14 protein-coding genes and 1 pseudogene are annotated in these 26,074 nt (G+C 40.6%); 3 read left to right on the top strand and 12 right to left on the bottom strand.

Translation table 11 applies throughout. The features are described from left to right. Window positions 1–71 precede the first annotated feature (71 nt). The gene (locus EXT48_RS10665; protein WP_010375394.1) at window positions 72–1,046 is read right to left on the bottom strand and encodes a diguanylate cyclase; all 975 of its coding nucleotides are present in this window, start codon (window positions 1,044–1,046) and stop codon (window positions 72–74) included. Between the two features lie 2 nt (window positions 1,047–1,048). Then, on the bottom strand, window positions 1,049–2,053 hold the full coding sequence (locus EXT48_RS10670) for a response regulator (RefSeq protein ID WP_130164451.1): 1,005 nt from the start codon (window positions 2,051–2,053) through the stop codon (window positions 1,049–1,051). A 201-nt stretch (window positions 2,054–2,254) separates the two neighbouring features. On the opposite strand from EXT48_RS10670, the gene tpx reads away from it, so the two are divergent. After that, a complete protein-coding gene (gene tpx / locus EXT48_RS10675) occupies window positions 2,255–2,836 on the top strand; it encodes a thiol peroxidase (RefSeq protein WP_017217995.1) in 582 nt (193 codons plus the stop codon). Window positions 2,837–2,934: 98 nt separating this feature from the next. Here the strand turns inward: tpx and htpG are convergent, their stop codons facing one another. Together htpG and recR are read right to left on the bottom strand one after the other, a co-directional pair. After that, a complete protein-coding gene (gene htpG / locus EXT48_RS10680) occupies window positions 2,935–4,848 on the bottom strand; it encodes a molecular chaperone HtpG (RefSeq protein WP_017217996.1) in 1,914 nt (637 codons plus the stop codon). 160 nt (window positions 4,849–5,008) lie between these two features. Further along, window positions 5,009–5,614: a recombination mediator RecR gene (recR, locus tag EXT48_RS10685; protein WP_130164452.1), complete on the bottom strand. Its 606-nt coding sequence runs from the start codon at window positions 5,612–5,614 to the stop codon at window positions 5,009–5,011. 270 nt (window positions 5,615–5,884) lie between these two features. Between recR and EXT48_RS10690 the strand changes: the two genes are divergently transcribed. Next, complete coding sequence (locus tag EXT48_RS10690) at window positions 5,885–7,960, top strand: M13 family metallopeptidase (RefSeq protein WP_130164453.1); 2,076 nt, start codon at window positions 5,885–5,887, stop codon at window positions 7,958–7,960. A 50-nt stretch (window positions 7,961–8,010) separates the two neighbouring features. On the opposite strand, the gene EXT48_RS10695 is transcribed toward EXT48_RS10690, so the two are convergent. Together EXT48_RS10695 and EXT48_RS10700 are read right to left on the bottom strand one after the other, a co-directional pair. Continuing rightward, the gene (locus tag EXT48_RS10695) at window positions 8,011–8,586 is read right to left on the bottom strand and encodes a rhomboid family intramembrane serine protease (RefSeq protein ID WP_017217999.1); all 576 of its coding nucleotides are present in this window, start codon (window positions 8,584–8,586) and stop codon (window positions 8,011–8,013) included. A gap of 325 nt (window positions 8,587–8,911) precedes the next feature. After that, the gene (locus EXT48_RS10700; RefSeq protein ID WP_099031366.1) at window positions 8,912–9,598 is read right to left on the bottom strand and encodes a DUF3592 domain-containing protein; all 687 of its coding nucleotides are present in this window, start codon (window positions 9,596–9,598) and stop codon (window positions 8,912–8,914) included. Window positions 9,599–10,187: 589 nt separating this feature from the next. Here EXT48_RS10700 and EXT48_RS10705 point away from each other — a divergent pair. Next, window positions 10,188–12,710, top strand: coding sequence for an amidohydrolase family protein (locus EXT48_RS10705; RefSeq protein WP_130164454.1), 2,523 nt, complete (start codon window positions 10,188–10,190; stop codon window positions 12,708–12,710). A 328-nt stretch (window positions 12,711–13,038) separates the two neighbouring features. Here EXT48_RS10705 and EXT48_RS10710 read toward each other — a convergent pair whose 3' ends face one another. The 6 genes and pseudogenes from EXT48_RS10710 to EXT48_RS23865 all read right to left on the bottom strand — a co-directional run. After that, window positions 13,039–14,622, bottom strand: coding sequence for an ATP-dependent endonuclease (locus EXT48_RS10710; protein ID WP_130164455.1), 1,584 nt, complete (start codon window positions 14,620–14,622; stop codon window positions 13,039–13,041). Between the two features lie 44 nt (window positions 14,623–14,666). Further along, window positions 14,667–17,915 carry a type I restriction endonuclease subunit R gene (locus EXT48_RS10715; RefSeq protein WP_130164456.1) on the bottom strand — a complete coding sequence of 1,083 codons (3,249 nt, stop codon included), beginning with the start codon at window positions 17,913–17,915 and terminating at the stop codon, window positions 14,667–14,669. A gap of 12 nt (window positions 17,916–17,927) precedes the next feature. After that, a complete protein-coding gene (locus tag EXT48_RS10720; RefSeq protein WP_130164457.1) occupies window positions 17,928–18,818 on the bottom strand; it encodes a DUF4145 domain-containing protein in 891 nt (296 codons plus the stop codon). Then, a complete protein-coding gene (locus tag EXT48_RS10725) occupies window positions 18,818–20,176 on the bottom strand; it encodes a restriction endonuclease subunit S (protein WP_130164458.1) in 1,359 nt (452 codons plus the stop codon). Before EXT48_RS10725 ends, EXT48_RS10720 begins: the two co-directional genes overlap by 1 nt. Next, a complete protein-coding gene (locus tag EXT48_RS10730) occupies window positions 20,176–22,545 on the bottom strand; it encodes a class I SAM-dependent DNA methyltransferase (RefSeq protein ID WP_130164459.1) in 2,370 nt (789 codons plus the stop codon). The genes EXT48_RS10725 and EXT48_RS10730 overlap by 1 nt, the downstream gene beginning before the upstream one ends. Before the next feature lie 1,960 nt (window positions 22,546–24,505). Then, window positions 24,506–26,065 (bottom strand): annotated as a pseudogene (locus EXT48_RS23865) (N-6 DNA methylase); the annotation flags it as partial. Window positions 26,066–26,074 lie beyond the last annotated feature (9 nt).

Raw genomic sequence — 26,074 nt, forward strand, 5'->3', positions numbered from 1 at the left:
TGGGGTAAAAATTATAAAGTGGCAATATGAATAGAACCGCGCCGCGCTAAAGCCGCTATATAAAGATAAATTTACTCGCTGGCCATGTCTTCAGAGTATACAGTTACCCGATTTCTTCCGCCCTCTTTAGAAACATACAAAGCGCTGTCTGCCGCTTCAATCCATTGCTCATGTTTTTCAAAAGACTCTTCGTACACGGCAACACCAAGACTAACCGTAATCTTGATTTGTTGCTCATCGTAGTAAATCGAAGAATTTTCTATTAATGATCGCAGCCTCTCAGCGAAAGTGATTGCACCTTTTACGTCTGTGTCGAGCAAAGTCACCGCAAACTCTTCACCGCCGTAGCGGCCTGCAGTATCTGTTTCTCGCAGTGTTTTGCGTAGTAAGTCTGAGATATGGCGTATAGCCTCATCTCCACCACTGTGGCCGTATTCATCATTAATTCGCTTAAAGTGGTCAATATCAAACATAAGCAATGCGCTTTGGCCTTGATTACGTTTTAAACGCTTAAACTCCTGCTTTAGACTCTCTTCCCAAAAACCACGATTATGCAACTGGGTTAAACTGTCTGTACGGCTAATTTTCTCTAATTGTTTATTCAGCGACTCAAGTTCTAGTTTATTGATTGCTTCATCAGTCACATCGTAAATGATCACACAGATATGCCCTACATCACCCGTCACCGTGGTCAACGGGATAAAAGTTGCGTTCTGATACATATAATCCGCCTTGCCTGTGATAGGCCGATAATTTTTGAATCGGAAAATATACGGTTGCTGTTCCCAAATAGTAAACGACCGATTTTTTAGCACGAATACCGGTTCAGCTTTTGATCTAAACCATTGCTCATCAATACTTGGAAACAAATCAAAAATGTCTTTATCTTTAACCGCACTCGGTAATAAACCAGAATGATTTTCCATAAAACCATTCCATATACATACCTTGTAGTCGCGATCGAGTACCACCAAGCCAACATCTACGGTGTTAAACATATCCATTAACCAATGGATTTCATTCATATCAAAATCGGCTGCAGGCATAGTTAATCATCCAATAAATAGGCTACTTTGTATTTTAATGTTTTAAGTGAGTCTTCTGTGAATAACAGCATAAGATCACAGTTGATGTTGTGGTGCTCTATGCCATAGCTAATCTCAATGGCGAGCGTTCGTTGCCATCTCGCCTTGTTGGCTCTCACAAGTTCAGCCACATCACAATGTTGACCAAGCACCACTGGATGACCTTGGCTAAACGACATATCGAGTTGCTTAGATAGCCCAGTTAAAATTGCACCAATCAAGATATTGCTAATATCCATTAACAGTTCAAGCTCAACTTTGGTATTAAGATCGCCATGATAATTCATCAATGACGCTATCTCTTTGAAACTGGAATCATTAAGCAGTAGCAGCGCTTCACCGGAAACACCACCACCAATAAAGCCTTGGCAAACGCCCGACGTAGTTGCGCTCGCATCAATGGCTTGCAGTGCCATGTGCAGCTCATTAACTTCGAGTACATTAACGTTTGGAATAGGTAATTCGACGAATACGTTTAGCAATCGCGCCAACAAATCCCCCGCCTGCCCCATAGCAACGTTGGTAAGCTCTTGATAGATATCACGGATCTCAGGGTCTAGCTGCTCACCAAGTTTATGAACCAAGCTTTCTCTGATTGCTTTGTCTTTTATTCCATGATGCTCAATAATTTCAGCAAGTTTAGCAGCGTCACAGGGCTTACGGATAAAATCAATAGCGCCAAGTTCTATCACTCGTTGGTGCGCATTAGGTTGAATGTCGCCGGAAACAACGACAGTAAGCACGGATAAATCTTGCTCGGTAATGGCCTGTAGCACTTCATAGCCATCCATCTGCGGCATATTTAGATCAAGGAATAGAATCTCTGGAGAAAGTGCTTTTATTTGTTTAATACAGTCGAGTCCATTCTCTGCAAATTCTACTTTAATATCCCAGTCGTCTGGCAATGAACGCGCCAGCTGCCGACGGGCAAGTTTTGAATCGTCACAAATTAGGACTAGTGTTGACATACAAGCTCTCTTTCTGTTTCCCATGCGTATCGGCACGATGTCGGGAAGTTTTAGTTATAATTATGAGATTAAAGCTTAAAATTGCGACATATGTTAATAAAATGACGCCATCTTGACAATCTAAATGTCACTTAAGCTTGGTTAGTTACTGTCAGTATAATACACTCAAATCAATTAAGTTAACTTCAAAAGGAATACTTTATGCTGAAAGCGTTAGTTTTAGCGAGTGGTCTGTTTAGTGCGATATCATTGGCTTATGATTTACCTGAAAACTCGGTAGATATGGGCAAGGTAAAAGCGCAAGGTAAAGCGGTGGTATTGCTTGGTAATGGTGTAAAGCAAGGTCAGGCTGCACCGGATTTTAAGGTTGCCGATGCTGACTTCAGCCCTGTTACCCTGAAAGACTTTGAAAGTCGTGCAATTTTAATTAGTGTCGTACCCAGTCTAGATACAGGCACTTGTAGCCTACAAACAAAACATTTTAATGAGAAAGTAGCAAGCCAATTTCCAGATGTTGCCATGTTGACGATTAGTGCGGACTTGCCGTTTGCGCAAAAGCGCTTTTGCAAAGCAGAAAATATCGACAAGGTTAAAACATTATCAGACGCCGTATGGCATTCTTTTGGTGAAAACTATGGTTTGTTGATTAAAGATATGGGCCTGCTCAGTCGTGCGATTTTTGTGCTAGATAAGGAACACAAAATTGTTTACAAGCAGCTGGTAGAAAATTTAGCAAAAGAGCCAAACTACGAAGAAGTCGTTGGCGCACTGAAGAGTCTATAGCCTCACTATATACTCTCATCAATAAACACAAAAAAGCCGGTCACTTAACAATGACCGGCTTTTTCAATTCGTTGTACTAATTTATTACTTAATTAATTTTACTTTTGTAGATCTAGCATTAGCTTGTTAAGACGGCTTACAAAGCCCGCTGGATCTTTCAGGCTACCACGCTCTGCAAGCATTGCTTGGTCTAGTAGTACTTCTGCCCATTGTCCAAACTTGTCTTCGTCTTGTTCGTTATTCAAATGCTTAACCAATTGGTGCTCTGGGTTAAGTTCAAATACCGGCTTAGACTCAGGCACGGCTTGACCCACCTGCTCCATTAGCTTTTGCATTTGCGAGCTCATATCATGATCATCTGCAACCACACACGCTGGAGAATCTGTTAAGCGGTGCGTAAAGCGTACTTCTTTCACTTTATCGCCAAGTGCTGTTTTCACTCGCTCAACTAGGCCTTCAACTTCCTTCTCACTTTCTTCGTGTGCTTTCTTCGTTTCTTCATCATCCATATCACCCAAGTCAAGGTCACCACGCGTGATTGACTGAAGTGGCTTCTCGTTGAATTCAGTGAGGTGGCTCATCATCCACTCATCAACGCGATCTGACAGTAACAGAACTTCAATACCTTTCTTACGGAAGATTTCAAGATGCGGTGAGCTTTTCGCAGCTTCAAAACTATCAGCCACGACATAGTAAATCTTATCTTGGCCTTCTTTCATGCGCTCAATGTACTGCTCAAGCGATACGTTTTGTGTTTTCTCATCAGTATGTGTAGAGCTAAAGCGCAATAGTTTTGCAATAGCATCTTTGTTTGCAAAATCTTCAGCAGGACCTTCTTTGATCACATTACCAAATTCATTCCAGAATGCTTGGTAATCTTCTGGTTTGTTTTTGCCCATGCGCTCAAGCATTTTAAGAACACGAGATGTACAGCCTTTACGAATAGCTTGAGTGATCTTGTTGTCTTGTAGGATCTCACGAGATACGTTAAGCGGTAAATCGTTAGAATCTAGTAAGCCTTTAACAAAGCGCAGGTAGCTTGGCATAAACTGCTCAGCGTCATCCATGATGAACACGCGTTGTACATAAAGCTTAAGGCCAGCTTGACGCTCACGATTGTATAAATCGAAAGGTGCCTTTTTAGGGATATAAAGTAGGCTGGTGTATTCAGTTTTACCTTCTACTTTATTGTGTGCCCAAGTGAGTGGCTCTTCCCAATCATGACCAACATGCTTATAAAACTCTTTATATTCTTCGTCGCTGATCTCAGATTTATCGCGAGTCCAAAGTGCTGTGGCTTTGTTGATCGCTTCCCACTCGCCAGGTTGCGCTTCAATTTTCTCGCCATCTGGACCTTCAGATTCAGGAACTGGGTCTTTATAAAGTTCAACAGGAATTGAGATGTGATCTGAGTATTTAGTCACAATACCGCGAAGGCGATAAGTTTCAAGGAACTCACTTTCTTCTTCACGAAGATGCAGTGTGATCTCTGTACCACGCTCTGCTTTTTCGATTTCAGCAATCGTGAAGTCGCCTTCACCTTGCGATTCCCATTCAACCGCTTCTGACTCACCCGCTTTACGCGTACGAACAGTTACTTTATCAGCAACAATGAATGCAGAATAGAAACCAACACCGAACTGACCAATCAGCTGTGAATCTTTTGCTTGGTCGCCAGTTAGGTTTTTAAAGAAATCAGCTGTACCAGATTTTGCGATGGTACCTAATGAGCTGATCACTTCGTCACGCGTCATACCAATACCATTGTCAGAAATGGTAATGGTTTTTGCATCTTTGTTTACGCTTAAGCGAACACGTAGCTCCGCGTCACCTTCGTAAAGGTCACCATTTTGCAAAGCTAAATAACGTAGTTTGTCAGCCGCGTCTGAAGCGTTAGATACTAATTCGCGTAAAAAGATCTCTTTGTTTGAGTACAAAGAGTGGATCATTAGGTTTAATAATTGTTTGACTTCTGTTTGAAAGCCTAATGTTTCTTTTTGAGCTGCGGACATTGTTCTCTCCAATATAAGCAATTAATGCAGTGTTCTTTATCAATATGCTAGGTATATGGGGGAAGAGAAAAAACTTTCAAGAGACTGAACAAAATTTTTAACAAATCGCCCTATTTTTTAGATTCAATTACTCCAAAAACAGGGCTTTTAGCAAGAAGCGTTAAGATTTGAGCTTCTTACGACCGCTAAACGCATGCATTAATGTCATTCCGTCTACAAGGTCAAGCTCACCACCAACAGGCATGCCGTGAGCAATACGCGACGCTTCAACCTGATATTTATGACATAACTCAGAAATATAGTGTGCCGTTGCCTCGCCTTCCACCGTTGGGTTTGTCGCTAAGATAACTTCATTAATATTGCCAGCACTTAGCTTACGCTCAAGAACATCAAGGCCGATTTCATTAGGGCCAATTCCATCCAGAGGCGATAAATGCCCCATCAGCACAAAATACAGGCCATTAAATTGGCCCGTTTGTTCTATCGCCAATACATCCGTTGGTGATTCAACCACACAAAGCAGCCCTGTGTCTTGGCGCTTGATACTTTGGCAAATATCACACACCTCAACCTCACTAAATGTTCGGCAGCTTGAGCAATGACCAATGGCTTGCATCGCATGCGTCAGGCTTTGTCCCAGCTGGCTGCCCCCCTCTCTGTCTCGCTCTAATAAATGAAAGGCAATACGTTGCGCAGACTTAGGCCCAATGCCAGGTAAACAACGCAGCGCTTCAATAAGCGCCGTTAAACTTGGTGATAATTGCATAAATTCGTTTCTTGTGGCCCATGCAGTGCAAAAACACTGATAACAATGCCGAAATGATAAGGGATATTGTTGTTGATTTAAAGCTTGATCCTATTTCATTCCCTTCCACTCCTTTTACAGTTTAAAAAAACATTCATCGCGAATTTCCCAACAATTCGACTCAAATGCTTGCAGCAAAAGCGTATTCGCTCGACAATGGCTACATTCCCGATAGTAAGTACAATAACACAGCTGTCGGGCCTACTTCTCGAACCAAATAGAGACTACATAATGAATAAAACGATAATAGCGAGTGCGCTTACAGCCATCATGCTGACGGCTTGCTCTGAGCCACAAGTCACAACAAGTGAAGCCCAAAAAACAGAAAACGCAGCTGTAGCAACTGGTAAGGCTGAACTTGGCAGCTTTGGTGTTGACCTTAGTGCACGCGATGAAAGTGTAAAACCAGGTGATGATTTCTTTATGTACGCCAGCGGCACTTGGTACAAAAACTACGAAATGCCAGCAGACAAAACGCGTTTTGGTGCATTCTCAGCACTTGCTGAACGCAGTGAAGAACAAGTAAAAACCATTATCGAAGAAATTGCTAACGGTAAAAACCTTAATGCCGAAGAGCAGCTGATTGCCGATTTTTACAATGCTTATATGGATGTGGAAACCCTAAATAAGCTTGGCATTAAACCTATTCAACCACTACTTGCTGACATTGACGCCATTAGTAACACTGACGGCCTCACCAAAGCATTTGGACAATCTTGGCTAACTGGCGTCAATGCGCCGATAGGCGGTGGTATGTGGTTTAACCGTCTAGACCCAAATAAATATGAGATGTCGATGGGCGCTGGCGGACTTGGACTACCAGACCGCTCTTACTATTTAGAAGAAGCTGAGCGTTTTGTTAAAACTCGCGAAGCATACGTTGCACATATTGCAGATATGCTTAAATTTGCGGGTAAAGACAAGCCAACTGAGCGCGCAGAAGCCATTCTTGCACTTGAAACTAAAATTGCAGAGGGCCACTGGCCACGTGAAAAACGCAGAAACCGCGACCTGACATTAAATCAAGTTAAACGTGACGAGCTAGCAAAACTATACCCAGGCTTTAATTGGGATTTATATTTTGCTGAAACAGGCTACAAAGTGCCTCAGCTAAATATGTCTCAGCCAGAGCCGATCAAAGCAATGATTGCGCTTATCAACTCTGAAGACTTGGCCGTTTGGAAAGACTATCTAACTTATCATGCAATTAGCGGCAATGCGTCGCTGTTGTCTGAAGATATCTTCAATACTAACTTTGAATTTTATGGCAAACATTTAAGTGGTCAACAAGAACCACGTGCTCGTTGGAAACGCGCTATCAGCGAAATGTCTGGCACTACTTCGCTTGGCTTTGCAATTGGTAAAGTTTACGTTGCCCGTTACTTCCCAGAGTCTTCTAAAAAACAAATGTCAGAATTGGTTGAAAACCTACGCACCGCGCTCGGTGAAAGGATTGAAGGCCTAGACTGGATGGGTGAAGAAACAAAAGTAAATGCTCAAGCAAAACTTGCCGCATTTACTCCTAAGATTGGCTACCCTGACAAATGGCAATCATTTGATGGGTTAATCCTAACCCGTGATAACTTAATGACGAATGTGAAAAACCTACGTGAGTTTTTCCGCAATGACAGCATCGCCAAAGAGCTTGAAAAAACAGATCGTAACCGCTGGGGTATGACACCACAACGCGTTAACGCCTACTACAACAGCTCGTTTAATGAAATCGTTTTCCCAGCGGCAATTCTACAACCGCCATTCTTCGACCCAAATGCAGATCCTGCAGTAAACTACGGCGGTATTGGCGCGGTGATAGGGCACGAAATGGGCCACGGCTTTGACGACCAAGGTTCTAAATCAGATGCCAACGGTATTCAACGTAACTGGTGGACCGATTCAGATCGCGCTGCTTTCGAAGAAAAAGCAGACAAGCTCGCGGCACAGTACAACCAATATGAGCCTATTGAGGGTAACTTTGTGAATGGTCGTAACAGCCTTGGCGAAAACATCGGTGACGTGGGCGGCCTTGCGATGGCTTACCATGCTTATAAACTGAGCCTAAACGGCAAAGAAGCACCTGTGATTGATGGCTTGACTGGAGACCAACGTTTCTTCCTTGCTTGGGCACAAGTATGGAAAGAAAAACGAACTGAGCAAAGCATGCTAAACCAGCTACGCGCAGGTACTCATGCACCGGGGCAATTTAGAGCGCTTGCGCCTCGCAACCATGATGCATGGTACAAAGCGTTTGACGTAAAACCGGGTGACAAACTTTACCTAGCACCTGAAGAGCGCGTGCGTATTTGGTAATAACTTAAATCCCAAAGCATGACCTGCCGTCACTGGTAGGTTGTGCTGCTTTAACGCCGAGCAATACGCTTTTGCTTGGTTAAGTATGCCCCGCATAATCCGCTTAAAAAGCCAAAAATATGACTTGAACTACTCGTCTGTGCCGAAAAATCAAATAATGTCGCTAAAAAGCTAATATTAGCATAGTAAGTCAATACCAGCAGAGCTACAAAACTAACAATGCCAAGCACATCGCGATTGAATAGCGCAGCACCCAGCAGTAAGCCAAAGTAACCCATTACAATGCCTGATGCACCAATGTGATTAGCATGTCCAGCAAACAGCCACACCATTAGTCCTGTAGCAACCATAATAAAAAAAGTTGCTCGCTTAAACCTCGGTAATCGGGCTGCCAAATAGCCGCTAATACTTAAGCCGAGCAAATTACTCAGCAAATGTCCCCAGCTACCATGTATAAAAGGCGCGGTTAACACACCACTCAAATGATGTACATTATGCGGTACAATCCCAAAACGATAGACAGGTAAGCCAAAAATACCACCTAACACCTGTACGAGACACATCACCGCCATCGCGTACAAAACTAACTTAAAATTGGGCGGAAAAACCAGTGCACGTTTACTCATCTTACTTCCATATACAGACAAAAATAGCGCCTTATTAAGCGCTATTTCGAATAGATTTGCAAACTCAGCCCACGTGAACTTTACATACTTAACCTGAGGTTTGGATAAGGAATGTTCCAACTCATTGTTGCTAAAGCACAACTTAGTTTTTTCTTTGTCTAGCCAGCAAGATTTAGGGAAAACAAGGCGAATTTACGCACCAATAGCTGGCTATTGGAAGTGAATTCAACGCAGTTAGCGCTAAAACTGGCTGCTAGAAAGGCATTAATTATCCGCAGCTCAGGTTACTTAGTGTTGTAGTTACGATCCGTCAACTTTCATAAGATTAAGACGCGACCTTTGGGAGAAATGAAATATCCACATGGTATTTGCTCGGGTTTCCTTCTTCAATTAACACTGTTATCTCTTCTCGGTCTATGTGATTGGTTGGATCAAACCATATATTATCACTATTAAAAATATGCAATTGCGATGTTGATGGGTTTCTCCATTGTGCACAAATTTGGTAAGGGTTTTTGCCGTTAAACTCTATTCTACGGTTAACTTCAACACTCTGAAACTTAGCCACCACTGGTGTCCCTTTTTCCTTTAGATACTTCACTTTCTTATTTTTTGACGCGCCAAATAAGATAATTGAAAGTCCAATAAGGAAAAATACAGAGCCTATTCCAGCTAGGATCATAACTCCGCCCCAAAGCGAGAAAGTATCGTTAATTTCAGCTTTTTCGATTGAATCTTCTAGATAAACGACGCTTACAACCTCTCCTATTGAATATCTGTTAGGACCGCCCCCAGTAGAGGACACAAACTCCGCTATTTCGCCATTTTTGGTGCGGAATTTAACGAAAGGAGCATAGGTATCCGAGTCTTCAGACTGGGAACGAATAAGGTCTACCACTGTGCCTTCGGTAATGATTGCACGGTCTAGGAAGTCTTGGGTACTGTTGTACATAAAAAGCGATCCGATTAACAGTGCGGACCCAATCAGAGTGAAAATGTATTTAACTATCACGAGCAACTCCTTTTTGCTGGAATGATTTTATAAATTATATATGCGTAGTATGCATAACGCGTTGTTGGATCAGACTAAACTAGTTCGACCTAGAATGTAGACGTTATTTAAGCGGCGAGAGAAAATTAAGGCGAGCGACTTCACTTGCGTTGATTTACAAGCTATATCGTTACAGCTGCGCTCATTCCCTGACCTAACATCGTATCCTTTATGGCCTATTAGACCGTTTTTCATCATCTATTTCAACTTTCTTGATGCTCAGTTCGATCATACTCGTGAACTTCACTTCGATATCTGTAACTGATCCCGCCATGTTATGCAGCTCGCTAGTAAAATTATGCGGTCTCAAGATAACCCAAAACATTTAGGTTAAAGGGAGCCTGCTTAACACCTGTCACATAGTTCAGGGCTTACTTTTGCGGTCTAAATGTAGCTACTCAACATTGCTGTAATAGCGCGTAACTTAGTGTAATTACCACCTTGAAAAATTAACTATAAAATTACATTTAATTTCTGACTGTATGAGAGTGCTAGCCAGAACTTGTAGCTACTTAATAGCGTTATCTAGATAATTTTCAAAGGAAACTTTATGAAAAAGCGTAATATAATCCCATGTTTCGCAGCTGCCTTATTGATTTCGGCGTGCTCGAGTTCAACAAATAACAGCGATGATAAACCAAAAGACGAAGATGTTAGCGCTAAGGTCAGTCTTTTTTTCGGTGGCAATATTATCACTGTTGCTAGCAAAAAACCCTTCTCTTTAGGAGCAGATGAAAATCCCGCGGTGTTGGTCAAAAATGGTGTGATTACATTCGTCGGTTCAGTCGACGACGCAAAGGAGAAGCTAGCAACAATTAGAAACCATGCTCCAAAAACCAAGATATCTTACTTCAATTTAAATGGCAGAACCTTAATGCCAGGATTCATAGAACCTCATGCCCATTTACAATCAACGGCGCAAATGAGTGGAGTAAAAAATTTAATGCCTTGTCTGCCAGACAAATATCAAGAAAAGCTCTCTAAAGATTACGGCTGGATTTACTATCCGAATAAGAAGGCTTCAAGTGCGAAAGATGGACAGGGGCACTGCTTTATATACCTAGATGAAGCAATAGCAAAAGTAACAACAAGTCCTCCATTTGTAATTGACCATGTTAATAAAGTTGGATGGTACATTGGAAATGGGCTTGATCCGTCACGAATGGTCCAAGAAGAGTATGCCAAGAGGCCTTTCGATCAGCGTATAAACGAAAATCGAGAATTTTTTGCATACCCAATGAAAGCTATTGACGAAATTGACAACCAAAAATTAAAAACGGCACAAAGTAACAAAGCTATATTTATGACTGACCAATCAGGGCATTTAGCGTACGCCAATATGTCTGCATTTGAGCAAGTGGGCTTGTGCAATACAGTGGTCAAAAAAGCACAGATAGACATGATTTCTCAAGCAAAAGTCGATGAGTTTGAAAAAGAGAACCCTGACTTTAAACTCCCCGTCGAGGATTACACATTGACTTGTGAAGGTACAGAACAAGACGTAAAAACCAGTCAGTTTATCGTGAAAACCTTATGCTTCAGCGATGGCGACTTAGATATAGTGAATAATGCTAAGTACAAAGAGATTGACTCGAAAAAGTGGCAGTACTCTGGCCTCATCAAAGAACCAAGTGCGTATATGCTGTTTATTAATTCCATTTTAAGAGCAAAAGGCACTAGTAGCAAAGACATTTCAGCACTCGTACACCATGCACCAAATACGCCCCCTGCAACCAGCTGCCCGCTAGATACAGCGCAACCGGAGCTAGCTAAATATGATAAAGATGAAAATGAAGAGGTTTTGATGAAAATGAAGTACTTGCTCAATACTTCATCGCAACAGGGGGTAACCATGTTAGTAGACGGTGGTTCAACAACAGAAATGAAAGACGATTTCATCAATCTAGTTCTCATGGAGCAACTGCAACCGGCCGCAAGAGTTCGCTCTGTGTACGATTGGCGCAACTATCAAGACGAGGCAACAGCCGCTCGCGCTCAATGTGTGTATGATCCTAAAAACCCCAGTGAATGTGATTATATTCCTTTTGAAAGTAAAGCTTTTAACGGTATGTACTCAGCGCAAGGCATTAAGCTACTCTCAGATGGCTCTACCCAAGGCTGTAGCGCAAATTTAAGTACTGATTACTCTGAAGCAGGACTTTGTGACACGTTTGGCAAGGGTCATGTTGATTATACCAAAAACGAAATTGTCCAAAATCTCTCTAGATTTTTACCCACCTGTGACAGCAGCGTACATCAGCCTTGGTACTTTAATCTTCACGCAAATGGTGATCAAGCTATATCAGATTCACTTAATGCGCTAACTCAAATGGCAGGTGATGCAAAACGTCACACCTCAACATGTAAAGAGAAACAGGTCGCTCAGACGTTTACTGATCTAGCTCACACAATTATTCATTCCACAGTGAATGATATAGATGAAAGTACAAAAGAAAATAAAACAATTTATAAATACCTCAAAGCTCGCGAAACGTTTCCGAATTTGACACCCAGTCATTTAATCGCCCATGTGGCCTACTGGGGAGCATCAATGAGAAATGAATTAGGAGATCTACGAGGCAATAGGATCGACCCTATGGAAGAAGAGCTCGCCGCAGGGATCCCCTTCTCGTTACATAGCGATTTGAGTATCAGCCCGTTATTCCCACTATGGTTTATTGAACAAGCCATGACTCGCCACACTTGGGAATATCCATTCTTAGCATCCAGAGGAAAGTATTTAGGTACAAATACAGATGGAAAAAGTAACTTATCAATACAAGACGCCATAAAGGCCGTCACTATTGTTCCTGCAATGCAACATAACCTCTCCCATAAGCTAGGTTCAATTGAAGTTGGCAAAATAGCTGACTTGATAGTTTTAGATAAAAACTTAATGGATTTTCAAACCACGCCTGAGAGCATCCACTCCATCAATGTGGAATGTGCATTTATAAATGGTGACGAGGTGACATGGGTCGATCTCGAAGATTTAGGCAAAGCTAAAAACCTTACAGACTACACGCCTAAAACCTTAGCTTCTAAATGTCGCAATAGCAGCACATTGAATTAAAAAGGGCTTTACGCTGCCATTCAGTAATCAATAGGGTCAGCCTCACTGACCCTATTCAAAGATTGAGATCCGTAAATTTAAACAAAAAAATAGCGCCTTCAGGCGCTATTTTCGTTGGATTCTAAATTAAAACGGCATTTTGAATGCCTAACGACCATAGGCTGCTTATAAGTGCTGATGTGTTATGAAAGCTGCATCCTTTCATTTTTTTAACAACTTTCATAACTGTTTAGTCACGTTATTTCTAATTTTTTGGTATCTAACTTTTCAATATAGTTGCATAGTTAGCAACTAAGATTCATATCTATCTAACCAGAGAGATTTAAATTTAAACTTCAATCCCGTTCCACTTTTCTATCAAAGAAAGTAGCTCCCCCAAAAATGTATTGAGATCTGTTCTATTTTTTAAAAGCATTTCAGAATCAACCTCCTCTTTAGATAAGCTCGCTATCTTTGTTTTACTATATCCAGAGTCCTTTAATAACCGATTGTTCTTCACTTCGAAAAATCGTTCACGAAAGCTATCTGGCAGGTACGACTCAATCGTATATTCGTGAGTTACCCAACAAGCGCTGTTTGGGTGTAAGTTATATTCTTCAAACACTCTCCTCTTATTATCCTGTGTAAAAACTCTCTCAAGATGATCATAATGATTATCGTTATCTATAATAACGGCTGAGTTCTGGTTTATAGAAAGGAAGTCGATCAGCTCTTCATCTTTTCCAAAATGACTTAGTGTTGACCCCCCATAAAATAAAAACTCAAAGTTAAGCAATTCGAAGTTGTAACTCTCGTCTCTGTTAGCTTTTGCATACGCTCTTAGCCACTCTAACAGATATATTTTATCAGAAGGGCCTTCGACCCATACGACTCCATCAGTTTGTAGATAATCACTTAATTTGTAACCAAGGCCGTCCAGAATTGCTTTCGAAGGCTTTACTTCATCTATGCTGTTAATGCGCGCGTGAAAGAGCTTACCGTTTTCATAATCTAAGTTATTTATAATAACTGGCGAGTGAGTGCCGATGAATAGTTGAATATTTTTAGCCTGGGCAATAGCTTTGATTCTTGAGATTAAAAGTCGTTGCAGGTTTGGGTGTAGATGAACTTCTGGTTCATCTATTGTACAAATGGAGTTAGAGGGTAGACATTGTAAAAACGATGTTATTTCACCGTACTGACGCCAACCAGATGGCATATACTTTTCAGCAACTCTATTAAACATAACAGGGTCGGATAGTAATACTTGGCTAAAATACCCATTTTGATCTCTACCAAAACAATTACTGCCATCCTCTTCTCCAAAACTTGTAACACCATGAAAATATTTATAAGCGTTATTCAATTCAAGCAGGAAGTTTTCATCAAATTTAGCTTTATAGTCTTCAATAACACTTTCTAAGCTAACGACTCTGTTATTGAAGCTAAAAACATTTATGTGATTAACTCCATTCTTAAATAAAGAACGATATATTTTTATTAATCTTTTATTTCTAAAGGAGTCATACGAAACATAGCCGTTCTCACTTAAGTAACTTCCATATATATCAAAGTATAATTCGAATTCCTTTTTCTGTAGCCCTTCAAATATTGGAGAGTAACGATAACGTAATTCGTGTTTTCTATCGTCTATCAATACATTAATATTTAGCTTTATTTTCTCTTGATCTTTTAGGTTATCCTTTGGCAATGAAGCAAGTAGACTGGGTTGAGATAATGCGTTGATAGTATCTAGAATCGTTGACTTCCCAGAACCATTCTCTCCAATTACTATGTTGACTTTTTTAAATTCAATATAGTCTCCAATAGAGCGTTCAAAACCAGCTAATATCTTTCCTTGACAGTTGTCCAAGCCCCTAATATTGGTAAAATAGATCGAATCTATAAACACGCGTCGATTTTTATTTGTCACAGCAGTATTAACCTTATCCCTTTAGATATATTTCTTAAGCCGAACTACCCTTTAAACCCATTCAACATATCAAATACTACCCTTGCAAACTGTGCCGTTTTCGATGGGTCTGACAACAACTGCATCATTTGTTCTTGATGGGCTTCACTACTGCCTAAAATGGCGTCATCAATTGCTTGAGGGAAGTCACCGAGCATTGCTTGCTCACGGGTGTTGTTGGCTATTTGCGTCATTACCGCATCGTTTTCTGTCAGCTTGTCACGTACGGTGAATGCATAGTTGACCATGTCTTTATCAGTGAGGTTGTCGGTAATGAACACCTCATTTAGGCGAGCCAATATGTTAGACATAAACTCTTCTTTCTTGTCTTTCGCCTTTGCACTGCCGACATCACTACTAGGCTCAAGCTTGTATTCGGGAGTGCCTTCTTTAAGCTGAATATCTTGCTGGCGAATTTTAGACAAGCGGTAATGGCTCATGACTACGTTATCAAGGTCGATGTCATCTTCTTCAATCACCTTTTCACGCAATAAAGGGCGTAGGTGTCTTGCATAGAGGCTCAGCTTCTCTAGCTCTTTGTCGTCATAGTCCACTATCTGCGACATAAACTCGTAAAATCGAGTAAAGCTACCTAAATCTTTTTTAAAGATTTCAAGACGGTCTTTCTCTTGCTTACACTCTTTAAAGCTATTCTCAGCATTAGCGATTAGCACCGCATCACCTGTTTTTTTTGTGCGTTCGAACATTTCTTTAGCTTGAATGTAGGCTTCTACCGCTAAGCTATAGCGTTTTTGCCAACGGTCTACCGCAGGCTTACAAATATTACTGATAGCAGCGTTAGATTTGTTCTTAGTAAAGAAGGCTTCACAGAACTGTTCAACTTCATTCCATAAGAATATGCCGCTGGTGCGTAGCTTTTCATATAACTCAAACACCACATCAGGATTTGTTACATCAGCGAGTTCTGCTGTTTGATAGTAAGGTTGAAAGGCATCAAGAATATCTTGAGGCTCATTATAAAAATCGAGCACAAATGTACCGCACTCTGCTTTACCTGGATAAGTACGGTTTAAGCGCGATAGTGTTTGAACACACTCAACACCACCAAGTTTCTTATCAACATACATGGCGCATAGTTTTGGTTGGTCAAACCCTGTTTGAAACTTATTCGCCACCAACATAAGTTGATAGCTATCGGTGTCAAACGCCTTACGCATATCTTGCTTAAGATCTGGGTTCATACTTTTTTCAGTGAACTTTTGATCAAGCAAAGCAATTGCATCAGGGTCATTTTGATTAAATTCAACTTCACCTGAAAACGCCACCAATGCTCGAATAGACTGATATCCGTTTTCTGTTACATATTTATCAAAAGCTAATTTATAGCGCACCGCTTCCTTTCGTGAACTAGTCACCACCATTGCCTTGGCTTGGCCGCCCAATAACCCCATCACGTTGGCTTTAAAGTGCTCAACAATCACCTTCACCTTTTGTGAGATGTTGTATTCATGCAAGCGCACCCATTGGTTTAATTTAACTTTGGCTTTTTTACTATCAACCTCTTTATCCGCCGCTTCAATTTTTTGCGCTAATTGATAGGCAACTTGATAATTGGTGTAGTTTTTTAGTACATCTAAAATAAAACCTTCTTCAATCGCTTGTCGCATTGAATATACATGAAACGCTTTTGGTTTATTCTGCTTAGATGCAGGCAACTCAGGGTTTGGTAAACGACCAAACAGCTCTAGCGTTTTAGCCTTTGGTGTTGCCGTAAACGCATAGTAGTTTAAGTTGGGGCTACCACGACGAGCCGCAATCGTTGCATCCAGAATATCTTCAGAGGTTAACTCTGTGTCATCATCTGCTTCATCAGTCATCAACACTTCTTTTAACTGACGCGCCGTAGAACCACTTTGTGATGAGTGTGCTTCATCGGCAATTACCGCATAGTTACGCTCTTTTAAACTGGTACTGTTTTCAATAGCACGTAATACAAACGGGAAGGTTTGAATGGTGACTATGATAATTGGCTGTGAACTTTCTAATGCTGACGCTAGCTTTTCAGATTTAGAGCCATCACCTTCTTTGTTATTAATGCGGCCAACTACGCCATCGGCATGTTCAAATTGGTAAATAGTATCTTGTAGCTGATCATCAAGAACAGTTCTGTCTGTTACTACGATAACAGAATGGAATTGCTTGTTGCCCTTCGCATCATATAAGGTTGAAAGCTGATGTGCTGTCCAAGCAATCGAGTTTGATTTACCCGACCCAGCACTGTGTTGAATAAGGTACTTATTGCCTGTGCCTTCATCGATGGCAGCACCAATGAGCTTAGTCACTACATTCCATTGGTGATAACGCGGGAATATCAGGGTTTCTTTCTTGGTTTTACGCCCTTCCCAGTCTTCTTTGTCTTCAATCTGTAAATGAATATAGCGGCCAATAATATTGAGCAGGTTATCTGGCGTTAACACCTCATTCCACAGGTAATCTGTGGCATAGCGGTTTTCATCTGCTGGAATATCGTTGCCCGCACCGCCTTCGTTAGTACCTTTGTTAAATGGTAAGAAGAAGGTATCGTCACCTGCTAATTTAGTTGCCATGTACACTTCATATTGGCTTACAGCAAAGTGCACTAAGGCACCGCGTTTAAAGGTTAATAGTGGTTCTGGCTTTTTGGTAGTAGGATCTTTTGGTAAGCGCGTACGTTTATATTGCTTAATAGCATTTTCAACGGCCTGCTTAAATTCAGATTTAAGCTCTAAAGTTGATACGGGCAAACCATTCACAAACAACACCAAATCAATACGCCATGCCTTAGCTTTTTTGCCTGTAACCGTTAAATGTTCTTTTGTGGCGTATGGACTATAAGCTAACTCAGGTACAATACGGCAAATATTTTGCTGATAACGGGCAAGCGTCTCAGGGTTTAAATCATGCTCTGGCTTAAACTGACATAATGAAAAACGCGCATTACGAATTTTTAAACCGTGGCGCAATACCCCCAAAGTGCCATAGGTTCGCGATGCTTGGTCGGTAGCGTTAATATCCGCCTTTTTAAGCTTAGCAACCAATGCTTCTATAAAGTGTCGTTCAGAATCAATCGGGTAAACCTTACAGAACTTTTGCCACTCTTTGGGTTGTGTTTCCTTTACAAAAGCTAATACATCTTGTTCATATAAGGCTGATTCACGATTATAGTGCTCAGGTTGGCCTTGCACCCAACCATTTACCACCATTTGGGTGATAATATCGTTTTGAAAAATTCGTTCTTGGGTTGCGTCATTCATAACTGCTTCTTATTATTCCGTTTCTATCGCTTCAACTGCTTGTTCTTTTTTGTGTGTAAGTTGCAAGCGCTCTCTGCCAACTTTATTTGCTAATTTGTCATACGTTTCTTGTAACGATTCAAAGCGCGCCTTTCTGTCATATAATTCCAATACAAACTGGAACATTTGGAATGCGTATAACAAATCTAACTCTTCAACATTTGAACCGTGCGTACCTTCATTACCCACTAACTTTAATGGCTCAAGGTATGCAGCTTCTTCTGGATGCGTTTTAGCAAGATTTTGTACTTTTCGATTAAGGTTACTGCCTTCAACTTGCATATCGTCACAGAACTTTTCAATTGCTCTGCGCAACTTTGAAGCAGATGATGGCGGATCAAAATGAAAGTGTTTAAATGCATCAAACAGCTCTTCACCAATTACTTTTGGTGTATTACTTGATAATGGAAAAATTGGCACTGTTGGTGAGAAGTTATCAACTTTAATGTGTGGTGTTTTTTCAACATCACTAAAGCCTTTTGCGGGCTTTAATAAAAGTCCCGTTGCTGATACGTGCTGCTTACACTCATTACACTTAAAAAAGGCACTGAATAAAAATGGCGTACCATTGATGGCTGCAACACTGTCTTGATAGACACTATAAACCGCTGCTAACAATGGTAACCAAGTTCCATTTGCTTTTCTTATCGTTTCAATGCTTTTTTGGCTACTTTGCTGCTGCTTTTGCTTTTCCCCTCGGTATTTTCTATTGGCGTCAAGTAACACCTTTTCTGGAGCGACACGGGTTTGTACGCTATCTCGGTCTAATATCAGGGAATGCTTGTTGCAGTGAGGGCAAGGTAATGTCGGGTATTTATCAATTGCAATAAAATCAGAAATTCCCTTCCATAAGTTTAAATCCATTAAGCCACTTCCTCTTCATTAACTTCGAGCTTTTTCCAACTACGTACATCAATTTTGCCTGTGACTGCTGCTGAAATTAAAGCTGTGCGACGTTCTTTTAATAATTGGACTTGTTCATCCGCTTTGGTCATTAAGCTTTCAAACTTAATTAATTTGGAGTCAATGTAATCCGCAATTTCTATTTGTTCATTTTCTGGCGGGAAGGGTGTCACCAACTCTCTGATATCTTCCAAACTTAATTGCACTTTTGTCCCGCCATACCCCGAGCTAAGCAGCTGATCTTTCGCTGAATCAGACAACACAAAGTAAGCCAACCATCGTGATGATTTAACCAGTGAGTTGGGTCGGCATAATGAAACATGTTGGCTAACATAACCACCTTCAACACAGCCATTTGCAACACAAACAGAACCAAGGTCGGCAGTAATTGAAATAAGCAAATCATTTAGTTTTATTTTAGAGCGTTGACCTTCAGCACCAATAGGAGGAGAGACATTTTGAATTGAATCCATCTTAGGTTCGATTGTGTCTCTTGTTAAGTTAGCAATTCTAAAAAATAATTGACCTTCATCAGAATAGTGCTCCGCCCACCCGCGAGAGCCGCTCGTTACAAATTCAAATAAATATTTAGCTTTTTTAATATCCCAGTGCTCAGGCACTTCACCTAACCATTCCACACCAGAATCTTTCATCGGTGCATCTGGGTTCAAGCCTTTAGTTACGGCATGGCTGATCACCGCTTGGCGCTTTTCTTTTAACAACTTAATAAGCTGTTGCTGCTTTTCGATTAGGGTATCGATTTTGGTGGTTTCGTAGTCTAAAAAATTAATAATAGTTTGAATGTCTTTTTCTGCTTTAGGTATCGCTACTTTTATGCCACCAACAGTATCAGTATTTAAATTAAGCTGTGTTCCCATCTTACCCAAACCCTTATATGCTTGCTCACCTGCAAATACGTAATACAAGAATTTATTTGGAATTTTTAGGTCTGGAAAATATACAAAACCATCGTGAATACAGGCTTTTATTTTATTAATACATGGTTTGCCCACCGTACCAGCGATACTCAAGAAAAGTTGATTTGGCTCTAGCTTTACGCTCAATGAACTACCAAGTTCAGACATTTTTTGAGTAGTCTGATAAAGATAGGTGTCTGAAGCAGAAACATCCGCAATGCGAACCCATGCATAATCGCCTTCTTCATCAAAATATTTCGGGTCATCAATCGGCCTAGGGGATGCACCTCTCTTTACAGGGCTAAGATACTTTATTTTTTTTATATCCCAGTCTAGAGGTACTTTTCCTAACCACTCTACTTCAGAGTTTTTATATTCCTGATACTCTTTATACCTGCCCATTATGAATGCACCTCTTGTAGAAGCTTCACGATATCTTTACTAACAACATCTAAATCTTCATCAATCTTTTTTAGAGGTCTAGGCGGAAGGTATTCGTAAAATAGTCCTGTGAATGGAATTTCATAACCAACAACACCTATTTCGCCATCTTTTTCATCACACTTAGTGGCGTTGATCCAAGCATCGGCGACGTGTGATGCCACTTCTTTAGTAAAGTAAGTTTCAACCAACGTTGACGTAGTAACACTCGGATCAAGAGGTACATTTTCGTTATCTCGCAGGTCACCATCTTGTTTGAATGACACCACTTTATTTTGCCACTTTGTTACATTGCCTTGATATTCAAACGCACCATAAAGCTCATCGGCATCCGTTTTTAAGGCTTTATCAACAACGCGTTCTGCATCTGGATTTTTAGTAGTAATAGCATCTAAGAATTGCTTTTTCTCTTTAGCATCAAATTTAACATCTATCGCTTTTAGCGCTTTGTTGTAGTCAATATCAAATTGATTAAAGTCATCAGAGCGATTTCCTTTACCGCCTAAAGTATCGCCTAACTGAACTTGCAGCTTTTGCACTTTTTCCATTAACACTTTTTGGAACAACCAGATTTTGCTATCCAGTACATCTTTGATTTGCTTTTCTTTTAGCTCACTAAACTCAGCTTTAATAAGTGCGCGGATTTCGCTTTCAACCTCACTCAACTGACCATAGATTTCTTCAGTCCATGATGAGCCAAAGTCTTGATAAATACGCTGCATGATTGAGTTGAATGGCTTTGGTGCAAAACGCAATGATTCAATGGCTTCATCAGTTATTTGCGATGAAAGCCTGAGTGGGCGCTCAACCGTAATTCGTCGATATCCAAATTCAAAAGTATTAAAAATTTTACTAGCAAAGGTTTTCGGTGCCTCTGTTTTAGTCGTCGTTGACTGACGACCTCGGTTAGACTTTTCTTCAACAGGTTTATCTAAAGGACGTGCGTCAATCACTTCAAAATCACCAAAAGCACGCGTGATGGTTTTAATATCATCATCGCTCATTAGGTTACGTTTAGAGCCTAGTGATTTGCGCATTTTACCGCATAAATTAGAGCCATCTATTAATTGTACTTTGCCTTTGCGCTCAGCATCTTTTTTATTAGTCAGTACCCAAACATAGGTGGCGATACCTGTGTTGTAGAACATATCGGTTGGCAAGGCAATAATCGCTTCAAGTAAGTCGGCTTCTAGAATATGGCGGCGGATCTCACTCTCGCCACTGCCTGCCCCACCAGTGAAGAGTGGTGAGCCATTTAAGATAATACCAATACGTCCACCATCAATAACGGTATTTTCAACTGATTTTGTGTCACGCATCTTGCTGATTAGGTGCATAAGAAACAGTAACGAGCCGTCGGATACACGCGGAAGACCTGCGCCAAAGCGACCGTCAAAGCCTTTTAGGGTGTGCTCATCTTTGATATCACCTTCTATCTTTTTCCAATCCACACCAAATGGTGGGTTAGATAGCATGTAATCGAATTGCTCTGATGGAAGTTGATCGTTTGATAGCGTATTCCCCAACTTAATACGGCTTACATCTTGCCCTTTGATTAGCATATCGGCTTTACAGATAGCGTATGACTCAGGGTTAAGCTCTTGACCAAAGGCACGCATCACTGCTTTTGGGTTTAGCTCATGCACATATTCCATACCTGATGAAAGGAAGCCGCCTGTACCTGCTGTTGGATCGTATATGGTGCGAATAATACCTTCTTTTGTTAGAGCATCATCGTCTTCCATAAATACCAACGAGGTTGTTAAACGCACGATATCACGCGGAGTAAAGTGCTCCCCTGCGGTTTCGTTAGAGCTTTCAGCAAACTTACGTATTAACTCTTCAAACACTAAACCCATGTCGTGATTTGAAATCGCTTTTGGGCTTAAGTCTGTGGTGGCAAACTTTTTAACCACTTTGTAAAGCAGGTTAGCATCGTCAAGCAGGCCAACAAACTCATCAAACTTAAAGTGTTCAAAAATCTCACGAGCATCTTTTGAGAAACATTGAATGTAGTTTTCAAGGTTGTCTTTAATATCACTTTGGCCCATTTTGCCAAGATTCATTGGTGAGGTATTAAAGAATGACACACCATTTGTCGCTCGAAGAAGCATTTTTTCCTGTGCTTCTTCAGGCAGGTTCATGGCTTTTACTTTTTCAGCCTGTGTAACAACAGCGTCTTTTGATTCCTCTAAAACACACTCAAGACGACGTAGTAGCGTAAAAGGTAAAATAACGCGACCATATTGTGATTGTTTAAAGTCACCGCGAAGTAAGTCAGCTACAGACCAGATAAAAGCAGCGGTTTGAGAGAAGTTTTGTTTAGTCATCTAAGTTATCTTTTAAAAGTTTTTGATCGAAAAATTTGTACGTTTCAACGTTTGGATAAGGACAAACGAAACGTAAATTGTCATCATGTTCATCGCTATAGAAATAAAAACCCATTATTTCACTATCAGGTAAAGTTTCATGCATCACCATCAATGGGAACAATTGAGTAACTCTTACATTTTCCTCTATGGATAATTCCCCATGTGCTAAATACAACATCTCCGAGATCATCGGCTCAGATGTCTTGAGCTGCGCTGTCTTGCTTGGATTAAGTCCTAAACCTTTTAGAACCTCAACTTCATTTAAGAACTCACTTCCATCATATTTGGCTTGTATTGCCTTTATAAGAGTTGTCGTTTCAAAAAACTCTCGAAGCTCAAGCTGCATTGTTTTAATTAAACGTTGAGCGTTCTCTTTTGCTTTTTTAACAGCTGCGGCAGAAGGTAAGCCGCGATGCGCTATATCATTCCTTAATTGTGTGGCTTCACGAAGTAATTCAATTATCTCGCTACCACATATTAAACTTACAACTCCACGATCTGAGCTTATACGTCCCATATGTTCAGAAAGACGATTGTAGCCAAAAGCCATTGTTAAACTTTTAAACTCACCTTTTTTGTTGCAAAAAGTATTCTTAAGCGGCTTTTGTTCTCCAAATACAATTGAAACTAAATACAATCCAAGATATTCAAAGAACTTTATGTATTCCTCACTTCTCTCTCTTTCGTTAAATTTCGATTCAGCAAGTTCCCAGAGTATTGCAAGTGGAGTTGGTAACATTGAAGAAAACTCTTGTTCATATCGACTAGCAACACTTTGATATGGTGATAACTGCTCTTGGGCAGACTGAAAGTCACGGAATATAGAGTTTTTAAGCAAAGAAACTCGGTTCAAAACAGCTTCACACTCTTCCCAAAAGTCTATTAATTTCGACTGATTTCCTATCGTTGGTATTGAAATACGAGTATTTAACCAAGTAGACATAGCTACATTTCTTACTCCTGAAGCTGTGGGCATAAAGTTTCCGTCGAGCCAATCTTTTCCTTCTTCAAGCTTTATAAAAATATTATAAAAATCAGGAAGAAGTTTCTCCTGATAGAAATCAAAACGTGCTGGTTTCAATTTTTTTCGCTGTTCACTCAGTCCGGAAAATTCGTTAGCCATACCGTTGAAGGGTTCAATGATATAGGCCCCTGTATCGCTAAGGCGAACAAGTTCCTTCAGTCGAACTATATTTCCTTGAAGAAGTTTATCTCTTGGGTGAATCTTTTGAAAATATGACTGGAAATTTATTCGGTAACCAACAACGCCTAGCTGTCCATCTATATCGTCTTTTTTGCATGCGTTTAACCATGCATCTTCTGCATGAGGCTTTACATCACTTAAGAAATATTTCTTAGCAAGTTCAAAAGCTGTTAGACCAGATAATAGAGGAACATCTTCAAAATCACGAAGGTCACTGTCTTGCTCAAACTCAACTACTTTCCCCTTGTAGTTGAATAATCCATAAATAGGATTTGCAGGCTCCTTTATTACCTTTTTGATTACAGGTTCGGCATCTTGGCTTTTCCATGTTATCACTTCAAGAAATTGTTTCCTTTCTTTGGGTGAAAGCTTAACACCAGTAATTTCATAAGCTTTTCTGAGGTTCATTTCAAACTGATTAAAATCATTTTCTCTCTCAGTGCCAATCTCTGCTTTTAGCTTTTCAGCTTTTTCCATTAATGTTTTTTGGTTTAGCCAAATTTTCCTATCAAGTAGGTCTTTAATTTGCTTTTCTGTCAGTTCAGGGAAGTCTGATTTTACAAGTATACGGACTTCTTCCTCATAAGATTTTAAATCTCCATATGTTTCCTCAGTCCATTTAGTTTCAAACAAGTCATAAACAGACTTCATCACTGCATCAAATGGCTTAGGTGCAAAGCGTAATGACTCCACATTTTGGTCGGTGATTTGTGCAGATAAACGTAGCGGCCGTTCGATGGTTAAACGGCGATAGCCAAACTGGTAGGTATTGAAAATTTTACTCGCGAAGGGTTTAGGTGTCTCTGTTTTAGTAACAGCTGACTGGTGGCCTCGGTTAGATTTTTCTTGTCCTTGTGAAGCGAGGGGCTTATCTACAGGTCGCGCGTCTATCACTTCAAAATCACCATAGACACGAGTGATGGTTTTTATATCGTCATCACCTATTAAGTTACGTTTAGATCCTAATGACTTACGCATTCTACCGTACAAGTTCGAAGCATCAATAAGTTGCACTTTACCTTTTCGTTTTGCTTCTTTTTTATTGGAAATAACCCAGATGTAAGACGCAATACCCGTGTTATAGTGCATATCTGTTGGCAAAGCGATGATGGCTTCTAGTAAGTCGGCTTCGAGAATATGACGACGGATTTTACTCTCCCCACTTCCTGCTCCACCACTAAACATTGGTGAACCATTTAAGATAATACCAATACGACCACCATCACCGAAATTTCCTTCAATAGAGGTAGTGTCTCGCATCTTACTTATCAGGTGCAATAAGAACAGCAACGAACCGTCTGATGCACGCGGTAGTCCTGCGCCAAAACGCCCATCAAAACCTTTAAAAGTGTGTTCTCCTTTGATTTCGTCTTCAATTTTTTTCCAATGCAAACCAAATGGTGGGTTAGCTAACATATAGTCAAATTGTTCTGATGGTAGTTGGTCATTTGATAAGGTATTGCCCAACTTAATACGGCTAACATCTTGCCCTTTGATCAGCATATCGGCTTTACAGATTGCATATGACTCTGGGTTAAGTTCTTGACCAAAGGCACGTATCATTGCTTTCGGGTTTAGCTCATGCACATATTCCATACCTGATGATAGGAAACCGCCTGTACCTGCTGTTGGATCGTATATGGTGCGGATAATACCTTCTTTGGTTAGAGCATCATCGTCTTCCATAAATACCAACGACGTAGTTAACCGCACGATATCACGCGGGGTAAAGTGCTCCCCTGCGGTTTCGTTTGAGCTTTCGGCAAATCGACGGATTAACTCTTCAAACACCAAACCCATGTCGTGGTTTGAAATAACTTTAGGGCTTAAGTCTGTAGTGGCAAATTTTTTAACCACCTTGTAAAGCAGGCTAGTATCGTCAAGTAGGCCAACAAATTCATCAAACTTAAAATGTTCAAAGATTTCACGGACATCTTTTGAAAAGCACTGAATGTAGTTTTCAAGGTTGTCTTTAATATTACTCTGGCCCATTTTACCAAGGTTCATTGGTGAGGTATTAAAAAATGACAAACCATTTGTCGCTCGTAGTAACATTTTCTCTTGTGCTTCTTGAGGAAGATTCATGGCCTTTACTTTTTCAGCCTGCGCAACAACATCGTCTTTTGACTCTTCTAATGCACACTCAAGGCGACGTAGTAGAGTAAAAGGTAAAATAACGCGACCATATTGAGATTGCTTAAAGTCACCGCGAAGTAAGTCAGCTACTGACCAGATGAAGGCAGCGGTTTGAGAGAAGTTTGTGTTCGTTGTCATTTCAACCTT

The sequence above is a fragment of the Pseudoalteromonas sp. CO348 genome (genome assembly GCF_004208845.1).
Classification (GTDB): Bacteria; Pseudomonadota; Gammaproteobacteria; order Enterobacterales; family Alteromonadaceae; genus Pseudoalteromonas; species Pseudoalteromonas maricaloris.

Bases quoted from the DNA above. Each gene is read 5' to 3' on its own strand.
- EXT48_RS10715 (WP_130164456.1), bottom strand. From the start codon at position 17,915: ATGAATGACGCAACCCAAGAACGAATTTTTCAAAACGATATTATCACC.
- recR (WP_130164452.1), bottom strand. From the start codon at position 5,614: ATGCAATTATCACCAAGTTTAACGGCGCTTATTGAAGCGCTGCGTTGT.
- EXT48_RS10695 (WP_017217999.1), bottom strand. From the start codon at position 8,586: ATGAGTAAACGTGCACTGGTTTTTCCGCCCAATTTTAAGTTAGTTTTG.
- htpG (WP_017217996.1), bottom strand. From the start codon at position 4,848: ATGTCCGCAGCTCAAAAAGAAACATTAGGCTTTCAAACAGAAGTCAAA.
- EXT48_RS10705 (WP_130164454.1), top strand. From the start codon at position 10,188: ATGAAAAAGCGTAATATAATCCCATGTTTCGCAGCTGCCTTATTGATT.
- EXT48_RS10730 (WP_130164459.1), bottom strand. From the start codon at position 22,545: ATGACTAAACAAAACTTCTCTCAAACCGCTGCTTTTATCTGGTCTGTA.
- EXT48_RS10665 (WP_010375394.1), bottom strand. From the start codon at position 1,046: ATGCCTGCAGCCGATTTTGATATGAATGAAATCCATTGGTTAATGGAT.
- EXT48_RS10720 (WP_130164457.1), bottom strand. From the start codon at position 18,818: ATGGATTTAAACTTATGGAAGGGAATTTCTGATTTTATTGCAATTGAT.
- EXT48_RS10690 (WP_130164453.1), top strand. From the start codon at position 5,885: ATGAATAAAACGATAATAGCGAGTGCGCTTACAGCCATCATGCTGACG.
- EXT48_RS10670 (WP_130164451.1), bottom strand. From the start codon at position 2,053: ATGTCAACACTAGTCCTAATTTGTGACGATTCAAAACTTGCCCGTCGG.
- tpx (WP_017217995.1), top strand. From the start codon at position 2,255: ATGCTGAAAGCGTTAGTTTTAGCGAGTGGTCTGTTTAGTGCGATATCA.
- EXT48_RS10725 (WP_130164458.1), bottom strand. From the start codon at position 20,176: ATGGGCAGGTATAAAGAGTATCAGGAATATAAAAACTCTGAAGTAGAG.